The 12688-nt window shown below is 70.9% G+C and carries 13 protein-coding genes; 6 read left to right on the top strand and 7 right to left on the bottom strand.

Translation table 11 applies throughout. From position 1 onward, the window contains the following. Position 1 precedes the first annotated feature (1 nt). Positions 2–589: a CGNR zinc finger domain-containing protein gene (locus ACLJOK_RS28410; protein WP_410821681.1), complete on the top strand. Its 588-nt coding sequence runs from the start codon at positions 2–4 to the stop codon at positions 587–589. Between the two features lie 30 nt (positions 590–619). Here the strand turns inward: ACLJOK_RS28410 and ACLJOK_RS28405 are convergent, their stop codons facing one another. After that, positions 620–1426 carry a sugar phosphate isomerase/epimerase family protein gene (locus tag ACLJOK_RS28405; protein ID WP_410821680.1) on the bottom strand — a complete coding sequence of 269 codons (807 nt, stop codon included), beginning with the start codon at positions 1424–1426 and terminating at the stop codon, positions 620–622. Positions 1427–1501: 75 nt separating this feature from the next. Then, positions 1502–2446, bottom strand: coding sequence for a Ppx/GppA phosphatase family protein (locus tag ACLJOK_RS28400; protein ID WP_357190292.1), 945 nt, complete (start codon positions 2444–2446; stop codon positions 1502–1504). Between the two features lie 80 nt (positions 2447–2526). Here ACLJOK_RS28400 and ACLJOK_RS28395 point away from each other — a divergent pair, with 80 nt between their 5' ends. Next, the gene (locus ACLJOK_RS28395; RefSeq protein WP_410822205.1) at positions 2527–3324 is read left to right on the top strand and encodes a hypothetical protein; all 798 of its coding nucleotides are present in this window, start codon (positions 2527–2529) and stop codon (positions 3322–3324) included. A 10-nt stretch (positions 3325–3334) separates the two neighbouring features. On the opposite strand, the gene ACLJOK_RS28390 is transcribed toward ACLJOK_RS28395, so the two are convergent. Further along, positions 3335–3913, bottom strand: coding sequence for a TetR/AcrR family transcriptional regulator (locus tag ACLJOK_RS28390; protein WP_410821679.1), 579 nt, complete (start codon positions 3911–3913; stop codon positions 3335–3337). A 267-nt stretch (positions 3914–4180) separates the two neighbouring features. On the opposite strand from ACLJOK_RS28390, the gene ACLJOK_RS28385 reads away from it, so the two are divergent. Next, positions 4181–4834: an NADPH-dependent F420 reductase gene (locus ACLJOK_RS28385; protein WP_410821678.1), complete on the top strand. Its 654-nt coding sequence runs from the start codon at positions 4181–4183 to the stop codon at positions 4832–4834. A gap of 61 nt (positions 4835–4895) precedes the next feature. Here the strand turns inward: ACLJOK_RS28385 and ACLJOK_RS28380 are convergent, their stop codons facing one another. Continuing rightward, positions 4896–5579 (bottom strand): response regulator transcription factor, encoded by a 684-nt coding sequence (locus tag ACLJOK_RS28380; RefSeq protein WP_030329696.1) that lies wholly within the window; start codon positions 5577–5579, stop codon positions 4896–4898. A 24-nt stretch (positions 5580–5603) separates the two neighbouring features. Beyond that, positions 5604–6887, bottom strand: a complete 1284-nt coding sequence (locus ACLJOK_RS28375; protein ID WP_410821677.1) for a sensor histidine kinase — start codon at positions 6885–6887, stop codon at positions 5604–5606. A 204-nt stretch (positions 6888–7091) separates the two neighbouring features. On the opposite strand from ACLJOK_RS28375, the gene phoU reads away from it, so the two are divergent. Further along, positions 7092–7745 carry a phosphate signaling complex protein PhoU gene (gene phoU, locus ACLJOK_RS28370; protein WP_091403559.1) on the top strand — a complete coding sequence of 218 codons (654 nt, stop codon included), beginning with the start codon at positions 7092–7094 and terminating at the stop codon, positions 7743–7745. Between the two features lie 64 nt (positions 7746–7809). Here phoU and ACLJOK_RS28365 read toward each other — a convergent pair whose 3' ends face one another. After that, positions 7810–8577 (bottom strand): phosphoglyceromutase, encoded by a 768-nt coding sequence (locus ACLJOK_RS28365; RefSeq protein WP_410821676.1) that lies wholly within the window; start codon positions 8575–8577, stop codon positions 7810–7812. A 152-nt stretch (positions 8578–8729) separates the two neighbouring features. Between ACLJOK_RS28365 and ACLJOK_RS28360 the strand changes: the two genes are divergently transcribed. Next, on the top strand, positions 8730–10001 hold the full coding sequence (locus ACLJOK_RS28360; protein WP_410821675.1) for an MDR family MFS transporter: 1272 nt from the start codon (positions 8730–8732) through the stop codon (positions 9999–10001). 74 nt (positions 10002–10075) lie between these two features. After that, positions 10076–11365 carry an MFS transporter gene (locus ACLJOK_RS28355; RefSeq protein WP_410821674.1) on the top strand — a complete coding sequence of 430 codons (1290 nt, stop codon included), beginning with the start codon at positions 10076–10078 and terminating at the stop codon, positions 11363–11365. Between the two features lie 365 nt (positions 11366–11730). On the opposite strand, the gene ACLJOK_RS28350 is transcribed toward ACLJOK_RS28355, so the two are convergent. Continuing rightward, positions 11731–12687 carry a hypothetical protein gene (locus ACLJOK_RS28350; protein WP_410822204.1) on the bottom strand — a complete coding sequence of 319 codons (957 nt, stop codon included), beginning with the start codon at positions 12685–12687 and terminating at the stop codon, positions 11731–11733. Position 12688 lies beyond the last annotated feature (1 nt).

Raw genomic sequence — 12688 nt, 5'->3', positions numbered from 1 at the left:
CGTGAACTTCGACGCGTACGCCCGGACCGGCGTTGACCTGGTCAACGCCCGCCTGGACGACCTCGACGACCTGCGGGCCCTCTTCCCCGACGAGAACGCCTGGATGCGCGACGAGGTCGCGGACCGGGACGTGGCGATTTTCCGCCGGGCGCAGAAACGGTTGCGCGACGTCTTCGAGTACGGCACCTCGGGGCGGGACGCCCAGGCGGTCACCGAGCTGAATGCGATGCTCGAGGCGTTCCCGGTGCAGCCGCGCATCTCCGGGCACGACTCCAGCGACTGGCACATGCACGTGACCAGTCGGGGTGCCTCGGTCAGTGCCGAATACCTGGCCGGCGCGGTCTGGGGGCTGTCGGTCTGGCTCTGCGAGTACGGCAGCGCCCGGTTCGGGGTCTGCGCCGACGAGCGGTGCGGCAACGTCTACCTGGACACGTCGTCCAACTGCTGCCGGCGGTTCTGCTCGGAGCGCTGCGCCACCCGCTCGCACGTCGCCGCGCACCGGGCCCGTAAGCGGGCGGCGGTCGGCGAGCAGGTGACTGTCGCCCCGCAACCGACCTCCGCAGCCGATTCCCTCTCACCGGTCAGCTGACGCCGCTGCCGCCCGATAGTGGGCGGACGGTCAGGCGTCGACCGGTGACGACGCGGTCAGGTGCTGGCGGGCGAACTCCAGCGCGGCGCGCAGGTCCGCCTCGCGCACCGCGCGGCTCTTCGCGCCCCGGGTGGCGACCTCCACCGCCACCGCCCCGGTGAAACCCCGGCCGGCCAGCGAGGAGAGCAACTCCCCGCAGGGCTGGGTGCCGCGCCCGGGCACCAGGTGCTCGTCGCGGCCCTCGCCGGTGCCGTCACCGAGGTGTACGTGTGCCAGCCCGGCGCCCATCCGGTCGGCCATCTCCAGGGGGTCGCTGTGCGAGGCCGCGCAGTGCGACAGATCCAGGGTGTACGACGGATAGCCGGCGTCGGTCGGGTCCCAACCGGGCACGTACGGGACGAACTGCCGACCCGCCATCCGCACCGGGTACATGTTCTCCACGGCGAAGCGCAGCCCGGTGAACCGGTCCGCGACGCTGGCCAGACCCTCGGCGAAGTTGCGCGCGTAGTCGCGCTGCCAGGTGAACGGTGGGTGCACCACGACGGTCGGCGCGCCCAGCGTCTCGGCCAGCTCGGCGGCCCTGCGCAGCCGCTCCCACGGGTCCGGGCTCCACACCCGCTGGGTGACCAGCAGGCAGGGCGCGTGCACCGAGAGCACCGGCACGTCGTAGTGCGTGGAGAGGCCGCGCAGCGCGCCCGCGTCCTGGCTGACAACGTCGGTCCAGACCATCACCTCGACGCCGTCGTAGCCGAGCGCCGCGGCCAGTTGGAACGCCGCCGCGGTCGGCTCGGGAAAGACCGACGAGCTGGACAGGAGCACGGGAACGCGGGAAGTCACATCAGCCAGCGTAGCCCGGCAGCGCCGGGGGCATCGTGACGAGCGCCGGCAAACCGACCGAAAACGGCCGCCTGATCAGATCGGCTCCAGTTGATCGAGTCGGCGGAGAATGACACCCTCCCGCAGCGCCCACGGGCAGATGTCCAGCGAGTCCAGATCCAGGCGGCGCATCACCGCCTCGGCGACCACGGCACCGGCCAGCAACTGGTGAGCCCGACCCGCGCTGACCCCCTCCAGCTCCATCACCTGCGCCGGTGGGATGTGCCGGATGAAGCCGATGACCTGCCGCAAGCCGGCCCGGGTCAGGCTGCGTCGCACCCACAGCCCGGAACCGGACGGTGCCGCCCCGGCCAGCCGGGCCAGGGTGCGGAACGTCTTCGAGGTGGCCACCGTCCGATCCCAGCCCACCTGGGTGATCTGGTCGACGACCTTGTCCAGCCGGCCGTCCACGTACTCCCGGAGCTTGTCGACGGCCTCCGCCGACGGCGGGGCCGCACTGGCCGGATCGACCCGCAGCCGCTCGCGGGTCAGCCGCCCGGCCCCGAGCGGCAGGGAGACAGCGACGTCCGGGTCCTCGTCGATGCCGGCGGCGATCTCCAACGAGCCACCACCGATGTCGAGCACCAGCAGCCGGCCCGCCGACCAGCCGAACCACCGCCGTACCGCCAGGAACGTCGACCGCGCCTCGTCCGCCCCGGAGAGCACCGCCAGGCGTACGCCGGTCTCGTCCCGGACCCGGGCCAGCACCTCGGCCGCGTTGGTGGCGTCGCGCACCGCGGACGTGGCGAAGGCGATCAGGTCGTCGGCCGCCAACCCGGTGGCCGCCGCCTTGGCCATGCCCACCGCCTTGACCAGGCCATCCGCGCCCGCCTCGGTCAGCGCGCCGTCGGGGCCGATCTGCTCGGCGAGGCGGAGCACCACCTTCTCGGAGTGCGCCGGCCACGGGTGCGCGCCGTGGTGCGCGTCCACCACAAGGAGATGCACCGTGTTGGATCCGACGTCGAGGACACCCAGTCGCATGGTGAAGACAGTAGGCGCAACACGTTTGCGCGGCTCACCGGCCTGCGGACGTCACCACGCGTACGCTGGGCCGGGTGACGATGGAGCTCCGTGTGCTGGTGGACGACCCGGGTGACCCGCGCAGTCGCGAGGTGCCCCTGGACTTCCCTCGGGAGTGGATCGAGTTCACCGACCCGGCCGACGAGACGCACCTGATCCGGGCCGACCTGACCTGGTTGCTCTCCCGCTGGACCTGCATCTTCGGCAAGGGCTGCCACGGCATCATCGCCGGCCGGGCGGCCGACGGTTGTTGCTCGCACGGGGCGTTCTTCACCGACTCGGACGACGAGAAGCGGGTCCGCAACGCCGTCCGGCGGCTCACCCCGTCGACCTGGCAGCATTTCCGGCGCGGGTTCAAGAACTGGACCGACGAGGACACCATCGACGGCAAGAACCCGGCCCGCCGCACCGCCACCCAGGGCCCCGACGGTCCGTGCGTGTTCCTCAACGACGCCGACTTCGTCGGCGGTGGCGGTTGCGCACTGCACGCCCAGGCGCTGCGCGACGGGCTGCACCCGTTGGAATACAAGCCGGACGTCTGTTGGCAGCTGCCGATCCGCCGTGATCAGGACTGGGTGAAACGACCGGACAACAGCAAGGTGCTGGTCTCCACCCTGTCCGAGTTCGACCGGCGGGGCTGGGGAGCCGGCGGGCACGACCTGGACTGGTGGTGCACCTCCTCGACGGACGCGCACGTCGGCGCCGAGCCGATGTACCTGTCGTACGGGCCGGAGCTGACCGCCCTGATCGGCGCTGCCGCGTACGAGCGGCTGGCCGAGCTGTGCGCGACCAGGACGAAGCAGGGCATGATCGCCCCGCACCCGGCCGACGAGGTCTAGCGGATCCTGCTCAGCGCAACGCCGCCTCGACGAGCGTGCGGGCACTGCGCCGAGCCGCGTCGGCGATCAGCGGGTCGCCGTCCAGCACACCGCCGGCGAGCCCGCCGTCCAGCAGCAGGGTGAGCTGGAGGGCGAGCAACTCCGGTTCGGCCACACCTGCCCGGCGGGCCAGCTCGGTCACCCAGCCGCGTACCACGGTCTTGTGATCAACCGTCCGGGCGTGCACGGGGCCGCCCGCGGACGACTCCGCCGCGGTGTTGATGAACGCGCAGCCGTGGTAACCATCCCGGCGGCAGGCCCCGGCCAACGCGTCGAACATCCCGACCAGTTGGTCGCGCGGCTCGTCGCCGGCATCCCGAGCCGCCGCGCGTAACGCGCCGAACCACGCCTGGTCGACCCGATCCAGGTACGCCAGCACGAGATCGTCCTTGCGCGGGAAGTGCTTGTAGAGCGTCGCCTTGGCCACGCCCGACTCGGCGATCACCGTGTCCACCCCCACTCCGCGCGGCCCGTGCGCGTAAAAGAGCCGGAACGCGGTGTCAAGGATTCGGTCCCGGGCCGAGCCGGCCGGAGTGCGGGGCGCAGGCATCGGTACTCCCTCGACATGCTGTTGGCGGGCCTGATCCTACCGACAGTTCTGTCTGTCACCCCGGCGCCCTGACGCGGACGTTTCCCTGCCGTCGACCGCCGCGACCTGCGCCGTCAGGAGTCGGTGGCATCGGGCCGGGCGCAGGGCGCCCGGCGGCGGACGCGGCAGGCGCGGGCACGAGCGGGTCCACGGTAGACAGACCTGTCTGTTAGCCTGCTAGCAATCGGCGCAACCCCCACTCGACATCCCGACAGAGGATCGATCGACATGCGAATCGCAGTTCTCGGAACCGGCTCGGTCGGTCGGGCCATCGCCGGTCGCACGGCGGAGCTGGGCCATCAGGTCACCATCGGCACCCGTGACGTCGCGGCCGTGCGGGCCGGCGAACAGACCGCCTGGCTGGAGCAGCACCCCGAGGTTGGCCTGGCGACCCTGCCCGAAGCCGCCGACGCCGCCGAACTGGTGGTCAACGCCACAAACGGCAGTGGTTCACTCCCGGCGCTCACCGCGGCCGGCGCACCGAACCTGGCCGGCAAGGTCCTGCTCGACATCGCCAACCCGCTCGACTTCACTGCGGGCTTCCCACCCACCCTGTCGGTGCTCAACACCGATTCCCTGGCCGAGCGGATCCAGCGCGAGTTTCCGCAGACCAGGGTCGTCAAGTCGCTCAACACGCTGACCGCCGAGTTGATGGTGGATCCGCGCCAGCTCGCCGAGGGCGAGCACAGCGTCTTCGTCTCCGGCAACGACGCGGAGGCCAAGCGGATCGTCACGCGGCTGCTCATCAGCTTCGGCCACACTGACGTGATCGATCTCGGCGACCTCTCCACCGCGCGGGGTACCGAGATGCTGCTGCCACTCTGGTTGCGGCTCTACGGTCGGCTCGACTCCGCCATCTTCAACATCAAGATCGTCCGCTGAGCAGGCACGGACAGGCCGAAGGGGGCCTGCGTCGAACGCAGACCCCCTTCGGGTACGCCGATCACGGCTCGAACTTGTAGCCCAGGCCCCGGACGGTCACGATGAAGCGCGGCGCTGACGGCTCCGGCTCGATCTTGGAGCGCAGCCGCTTGACGTGCACGTCCAGCGTCTTGGTGTCACCGACGTAGTCGGCGCCCCAGACCCGGTCGATGAGCTGGCCGCGGGTGAGCACCCGGCCCGCGTTGCGCAGCAGCAGCTCCAGCAGCTCGAACTCCTTCAGCGGCAGCTGCACGGCCCCGCCGTCGACTGTCACCACGTGCCGCTCGATGTCCATCCGCACCGGCCCGGCGGCCAGCGTCGGCGCACCCGCCTCGGCCACCTCCGGGCTCTGCCGGCGCAGCACCGCCCGGATCCGGGCGACCAGTTCCCGCGGCGAGTACGGCTTCGTGACGTAGTCGTCAGCGCCGATCTCCAGCCCGACCACCTTGTCGATCTCGCTGTCCCGGGCGGTGACCATGATGATCGGCACGGCGGAGCGCTGGCGCAACTGCCGGCAGACCTCGGTCCCCGACATCTCGGGCAACATCAGGTCGAGCAGCACGATGTCGGCGCCGGTCCGGTCGAACTCGGTGAGGGCGTCGGTGCCGGTCGCGGCGACCGAAACCTCAAAGCCCTCCTTACGGAGCATGTACGACAAGGCGTCGGAGAACGACTCCTCGTCCTCGACCACGAGAACGCGGCTCAACGGGGATTTCCTTTCCATTTGCTGTCAGACCTGCCGTAGCCCAGTCGGACCGGACTCGATCCCAACCGGCGGCAGTGTCGCCAGGAGGTCATCCGGTGGACTGGCGGGCAGCCGGAGGGTGAACGTCGATCCACCACCAAGAGTGCTCGACACCTCGACCCGTCCGCCATGGTTGCTCGCAATGTGTTTCACGATCGCCAGACCGAGCCCGGTGCCGCCGGTGGCACGCGAGCGGGCCTGGTCGGCCCGGTAGAACCGCTCGAAGATCCGGTCGACGTCGGTGGGGGCGATACCGATGCCCTGGTCAGCGACGGCGACCTCGACGTGCTCGTCGTCGCCGCGGAGGGTCACCCGCACCGTGGTGTCCTCGCCCGAGTAGTTGATGGCGTTCTCCACCAGGTTCGCCACGGCAGTGGCGAGTTGGGAGTCGCTGCCGTACGCGGTGAGACCACGCGCCCCGTCCACCGCCACCGCGACACCCCGGGCGGAGGCCGTGGTGCGGGTCCTGTCGACCACCTCGGCGATCACCCAGTCCAGCGCGACCGGCTCCGGTGGCGGCTGCGGCTCAGCCCCCTGCAACCGGGTCAGCTCCAGCAACTCCTGCACCAGCCGACCCAGCCGGGTCGACTCGTGCTGGATCCGTTCGGCGAACCGGCGGGCGGCCACCAGGTCCTCGGAGAGGTCGGGTGCCGCGGCGGTGGCCGGCTCGGTCGCGTCCAGCAACGCCTCGGCGAGCAGTTGCAGGGCCCCGATCGGGGTCTTCAGCTCGTGGCTCACGTTGGCCACGAAGTCGCGTCGTACCCGGGTCAGCCGGTGCGACTCGGTCACGTCGACCGCCTCGACAGCGATGAAGCCGTTGCCGAGACCCATCGCCCGCAGGTGCACGCCGAGCGGGTTCTCCCCCGCACTGTCGCGACCTCGGGGCAGGTCCAGCTCGATCTCGCGTCGCACGCCGGTGCGTCGCACCTGACCGGCAAGGGTACGGATCAGCGGGTGCGCGGCGATTGAGCCCGGGGTGCTGCCGGTACGCAGCAGTCCCATCGCGCGGGCGGCCGGGTTGATCAGCACGGGGACGTCGTCGTTGTCCAGAACCACGACACCGGCCCGGAGTGAGTCGATCGTCCGTCGGCCGAGCCCGGCCTGCTGCTCCTCGGCGATCGCGGGCCTCCCCCTGCTCCAGCGGAAGCTGACGCTCCCCGTCGACGTGGAGTGACCGTCCCGTCTCGGCAGGAACCGGGGCAGCAACAGACCGGCGGCCATCCCGGCCACCAACGCCAGGGCCACCACGACCGCCACCGCCCACTCCACCCGGCGATCGTAGGGTCATTGTTAACCTGGCTACCACACAGAACGGGACGAACTACCCTCACTTACGGAAGTGTTCACCCCCACGTCTGGCGTCGTTCACCGTGGTTCATCCGGGATCCGTCCGCGCGCCCTACCGTTGGCGTCGCACCTGCTCAACCCCCTGCGCCGGCACCCGTCGGCGGCGACCGACCACAGGACGTGATGATGCGCGACGAGTTCCGGGCCGACCTCCAGATCGTCAGCCAACTGCTGGTGGACATGGCGGAGGGCGTCCGCGCCGCCATGCGCCAGGCCACCCGGGCCCTGCTCACCGCCGACCGGCAGGCCGCCGAGACGGTCATCGAGCGGGACGCCGAGATCGACGACCTCTACCGGCACGTCGAGGAGCGGGTCTGTGACCTGCTCGCCCGACAGGCGCCGGTCGCCTCCGACCTCCGGGCGATGATCACCGCGCTGCACGTGGCCGCTGATCTGGAGCGGATGGGCGACCTCGCCGAGCACGTGGCGAAGACCGCGTTGCGCCGGCACCCCTCCCCCGCCGTCCCGGCCGAGCTGCGGACGGTCTTCACCGAGATGTCCGAGATCGCCGACCGGATGGCCGTGAAGATCGGTTCGGTGCTGGCGAAGCCTGACGCCGACCTCGCCGGCGAACTGGACCGCGACGACGACGCCATGGACGAGCTGCACAAGAACCTGTTCGCGGTGCTGCTCGGCGACGACTGGCCGTACGGGGTGGAGACGGCGATCGACGCCACCCTGCTGGGCCGCTTCTACGAGCGCTTCGCCGACCACGCGGTCAACGCCGGCGAGCACGTGATCTACCTGATCACCGGGGAGAGCGCGCCCAGCAGTAACTGACCCGCACGTAAAGGGGCCCCTCGGCATCGCTCTCCGCGATGACGAGGGGCCCCTTTCTGGTGGCTCAGCGCCCCTGGTTGGCCACCGCCGCGGCGGCTGCCTTCGCAGCGGTCGGGTCAAGGTAGGTGCCGCCCAGGGTGAGCGGGCGCAGCTGCGGGTCGAGGTCGTAGCGCAGCGGGATGCCCGTCGGGATGTTCAGCTTGGCGATCGCCTCGTCGGAGATCTGGTCGAGGTGCTTGACGAGGGCGCGCAGCGAGTTGCCGTGCGCGGCCACCAGCACCGTCCGGCCGGCCAGGATGTCCGGCACGATCGAGTCGTACCAGTAGGGCAGCATCCGGTCGACGACGTCCTTGAGGCACTCGGTGCGCGGCATCAGCTCGGTCGGCAGCAGCGCGTAACGCGAGTCACCCACCTGCGACCACTCGTCGTTGTCGTCGATCGGCGGCGGCGGCGTGTCGTACGACCGGCGCCAGAGCATAAACTGCTCCTCGCCGTACTCGTCGAGGGTCTGCTTCTTGTCCTTGCCCTGCAGGGCGCCGTAGTGGCGCTCGTTGAGCCGCCACGACCGGCGCACGGCGATCCAGTGCCGATCGGCGGCGTTGAGCGCCAGCTCGGCGGTGCGGATCGCACGGCGCATCACGCTGGTGTGCACGACGTCCGGCAGCAGGCTGTGCTCGCGCATCAACTCGCCGCCGCGCCGCGCCTCGCCCTCGCCCTTCTCGGTCAGGTCGACGTCCACCCAGCCGGTGAAGAGGTTCTTGGCATTCCAGTCGCTCTCACCGTGTCGCAGCAGGACCAGCGTCCCGACGGTGGGCCCTTCGCTCGCAGTCATGCGGATCATCCTGCCTCAACCGCCGGATGGACACGCGGGCAGCCGTCGTGACGACCACCACGTGAAAAAGCTGATGACCAGCTGATCCGGCCGCCACTAGGGTTGTAAGGCACGCCAGACACATCGGTCATTACTTGCAAGCGGGGCGCCATATGCGGACGATGCGGAGTTGGTTCCGGGACACCACCGGCGGCTTACCGACCACCTTCTGGTACCTGTGGTCAGGCACCCTGATCAACCGACTCGGCTCGTTCGTTCTCGTCTTCCTCGCCATCTACCTGACTCAGGAACGTGGCTTCTCGGCCTCGCAGGCCGGCCTGGTGATCGGCCTCTGGGGCGTCGGCGGGGCGTTCGGCACAACCGCCGGCGGCACCCTGGCGGACCGGTGGGGCCGCCGGCCGACGCTGCTCACCGCCCACGTGGGCGCGGCGGCCATGATGCTCGGGCTCGGGCTGGCCCGGGATCTCTGGGCGGTGGCGCTGGGCGCGCTCCTGCTCGGCATGTTCGCCGAGGCGGCCCGGCCCGCGTTCGGGGCGATGATGATCGACGTGGTGCCGGCGAAGGACCGGCTGCGCGCCTTCTCGCTCAACTACTGGGCGATCAACCTGGGCTTCGCCTGCGCCGCCGTCCTCGCCGGCCTCGCCGCACAGGCCGACTACCTGCTGCTGTTCGTGGTCGACGCGGCCACCATGCTGATCACAGCGCTGATCATCTTCAGCAAGGTGCCGGAGACCCGACAGGCCGGCCTCGCCACCGCAGCAGCGGCTCCGCGCGGTGCGCTGCGCACGATCCTCACCGACCGGGTCTACCTCGGCTTCGTGGCACTCAACCTGTTCGCCGCGCTGGTGTTCCTCCAGCACATCTCGATGCTGCCGATCGCGATGGGCGACGACGGCCTGAGCCCCGCCACCTACGGCTCGGTGATCGCCCTCAACGGCATCCTCATCGTCGTCGGCCAGCTCTTCGTGCCCCGCCTGATCCGGGGTCGGAACCGCTCGCACGTGCTCGCGCTGGCATCCGTGGTGATGGGCGTGGGGTTCGGGCTGACCGCGTTCGCCGGCACCCCCTGGTTCTACGGGCTGACCGTGCTGATCTGGACGGTCGGCGAGATGCTCAACTCACCCTCCAACTCCACGCTGATCGCGGAGCTGTCCCCAGCCGAGCTGCGCGGTCGCTACCAGGGCGTGTTCTCCCTCTCGTGGCAGATCGCCGGGGCCAGCGCGCCGATCCTCGGTGGCCTGGTGCGCGAGCACGCCGGCAATGACACGCTCTGGTACGGGTGCGCCGCGCTCGGCCTCCTGACCGCTGTGGCCCACCTGGTGTCGGGGCCGGCCCGGGAACGGCGGGCGACCGCGCTGCGCCGTTCCGGCGAGGCACTGGTGCCGGCCACCGCCTCCCGCACGCCGCAGCCCGCCGAGGCGTGACGACTGGCGCTGCGGTGCCGGATTTTCTACTGTGCAGGGGAAACAGTTAACAACCTGAACTGTCGGGAGGTCGGGTGCACGCCCTGCGGCGCTGGTGGCACGACACCGCAGGCGGACTTCCCGCCACCTTCTGGTACCTCTGGGCCGGCCTGCTGATCAACCGGGCCGGCGCGTTCGCCATGCTGTTCCTCTCGCTCTACCTCACCGACGTGCGCGGCGCGAGCGAAGGGCTGGCCGGCACCGTGGTCGGCGCGTACGGGGCCGGCGGGGCGGCCGGAGTGCTGCTCGGCGGGGTGCTCGCCGACCGGTGGGGTCGCCGGGCGACACTGCTCGCCGCGCACCTGACCACTGTCGGCCTGATGGTGACGCTCGCCTTCACTCGACCCCTGCTGCTGATCGCCGTGCTCTCCGCGCTGATCGGCGTGGTCCACTCGATGCCCAGCCCGGCGTTCGTGGCGGCGATCGTCGACGTGGTGCCCGCCGAGCGCCGCTCACGGGCGTTCAACCTTCAGTTCTGGGCGTTCAACCTGGGCATGGCGGTCGCCTCACTGCTCGCCGGGGTCCTGGCCGAGGCGAGCTTCACCGCACTGTTCCTGGTCGACGCGGGCGCCACCCTGACCGCCGCCGCCGTGATCGCCTGGAAGGTGCCCGAAACGCTGCGGCTGACCCGACCAGCGGCCGGCCCGCCGCCCGCCACGGCACCGAGGTCCATCCGGACCCGCCGGCCAGGGCTGCACACCGCGCTCACCGACCGCACCTTCCTGGTCTTCGTCGGGCTCACCTTCGTGCTGGCCGTACTCACCATGCAGACGTCGACCATCATGCCGCTGGCCATGCGCGCGGACGGCCTGGGCCCATCGTCGTACGGGCTGGTGGTGGCGCTCGGCGGCGCGCTGATCGTGGTCGGGCAACTGTTCGTGCCCCGGCTGATCGACCGGCACCGCAAGGACGTCGTGCTGGCCGCCTCCACGGCGCTGCTCGCGCTCGGTTTCGGGGCGCTCGCCATCGCCGACGAACTGGCCATCTACCTGGGTGCCGCAGTGGTCTGGACGGTCGGCTCGATGCTCGCCGCCCCGCCCAACGCGCAGATCAACGCGGACCTGGCGCCACCGCAGCTACGAGCGCGCTACCAGTCGGTCTTCTACCTGACGTTCCCAGCCGCGGCGTTCGTCGCGCCCACCCTCGGCGGGGTGAGCCTCCAGCACCTCGGCGACCGGCACTGGCTGATCGTGGGCGGGCTGGGTCTGCTGGCCGCGCTCGGGCACCTGCTCGCCGGACCACCCCGGGAGCGGCACGTCGCCGCGCTGCGCCGGGTGGTCGACCCGGAGCCGACAACCCCCGCAGACCGCGTACCGACCGGATAACCGACGCAAAGCGCCCACCACGTCCCTGAGGTCGTGGTGGGCGCCCGCCGGTGGGGCCGGCGGCGGCGGGCAACACTCACCCCCGTAAGCATCGCCCGCTCACGCCGCCGGTCCAAACAGGTGGGAACCGTCCCCCAACGGTTAATCCACCCGTCCCCTCGCGCCTCGTCTGGTGCGCGGATCTGATCGATCCGCCGCTCCCCCGAACGTTTCCAAACGTGGCGCGGTGCAATAAAGCTAGTTCGCCCGGATTCTGGATTCAACCCAGAACGGCTGTCTCGCCGGTCACAACTGGCGAGTATCCGCTGCTCCGGCCTCGTCCGTTGGCAACAGGCGTCTACCCGTCCGGCATTCCCGCAAACACCTCAACCGTCTTCCCGATCGGGTGACTCGGTCCGGAAGAAGCTGCTCTGCCGGCCGTTCCGCAACTGTTCCTGATAAATCAGGTTCAGCCGCCGCAGGTCAAACGTGTAGAACCACTCATCCCAGGTGATCTCGCGAATCCGGTTGCTTTCCCGGTATCCGGGAATGTTGAAGGTCAACACACCCGCGCGACCGTCCCGCTCGGTGCCGGCGATGGTCGCCGGCTTCGCCCCGCGTTCCCGGGCCCAGCGCTGGATCACCTCGTGGTTCGCCGTGATCAAACTCCGCCCCGGCCGCTCCGGCCGATCCATGATCGACGAGATCACCTGCGAACTGCGGACCGACCGACCCGTACCCCGGCCGGTCCGGATCCCGCCGGCCGCCGTCCCGCCGCCGGTCGACGGCGTCAACGTGCGCCCGGCCGCCGTGCTCTTGGCCGGTGCCGTGCGCTTGGCCGTCGTGCTCTTGGCCGGTGCCGGGCGCTTCGCCGTCGTGCGCTTCGCTGCCGCGCTCTTGGCCGGCGTCGTGCGCTTCGCCGCCGGTCGTGCCGGCGCCTTCTTCGCCGGCGCCTTGCGCGCGGGCGCCGTACGCGCCGTCGCTGTCTTACGGGCCGCCGTGGTCTTCCGCGCTGCGGCGGTCTTCCGGGCGGCGGTGGTCCTGCTCGCGGCCGTGGTCTTGCGGGCGGCCGTCGATGTCGCCGCTGTGGTCCTCTTCGCGGCGGTCGCCTTCTTCGCCGGCGCCCGCTTCGCCGCCGCCGCCGTCGACTTCCGTCCGACGGTCGCCTTCGTGGCGGCGGCCCGCTTGGCGGGCGCGCTCTTGTTCGCCGGCGCGGCCTTGGCGCGGCTCGACGCCGGCCTGGCCGCCGACTTCTTGGTGGCGGCGGCACGACCCGCCGACGCCCGCGTGCCGGTGGCCCGGCCCGACGGACCGGTGCTGCTCCGACCCGCGCCGGCCCGCATC

The sequence above is a fragment of the Micromonospora sp. 050-3 genome (assembly GCF_046549335.1).
GTDB classification, from domain to species: domain Bacteria; phylum Actinomycetota; class Actinomycetes; order Mycobacteriales; family Micromonosporaceae; genus Micromonospora; species Micromonospora trifolii.
The sequence above is the reverse complement of the archived record's forward strand: the minus strand, read 5'-3'. Positions and strand labels throughout refer to the sequence as shown.

What these genes read in the sequence shown, in the direction of transcription:
- ACLJOK_RS28400 (WP_357190292.1), bottom strand. Translation starts at nt 2,446, where the DNA reads ATGCGACTGGGTGTCCTCGACGTCGGATCCAACACGGTGCATCTCCTT.
- ACLJOK_RS28395 (WP_410822205.1), top strand. Translation starts at nt 2,527, where the DNA reads ATGGAGCTCCGTGTGCTGGTGGACGACCCGGGTGACCCGCGCAGTCGC.
- ACLJOK_RS28390 (WP_410821679.1), bottom strand. Translation starts at nt 3,913, where the DNA reads ATGCCTGCGCCCCGCACTCCGGCCGGCTCGGCCCGGGACCGAATCCTT.
- ACLJOK_RS28385 (WP_410821678.1), top strand. Translation starts at nt 4,181, where the DNA reads ATGCGAATCGCAGTTCTCGGAACCGGCTCGGTCGGTCGGGCCATCGCC.
- phoU (WP_091403559.1), top strand. Translation starts at nt 7,092, where the DNA reads ATGCGCGACGAGTTCCGGGCCGACCTCCAGATCGTCAGCCAACTGCTG.
- ACLJOK_RS28365 (WP_410821676.1), bottom strand. Translation starts at nt 8,577, where the DNA reads ATGACTGCGAGCGAAGGGCCCACCGTCGGGACGCTGGTCCTGCTGCGA.
- ACLJOK_RS28360 (WP_410821675.1), top strand. Translation starts at nt 8,730, where the DNA reads ATGCGGACGATGCGGAGTTGGTTCCGGGACACCACCGGCGGCTTACCG.
- ACLJOK_RS28350 (WP_410822204.1), bottom strand. Translation starts at nt 12,687, where the DNA reads ATGCGGGCCGGCGCGGGTCGGAGCAGCACCGGTCCGTCGGGCCGGGCC.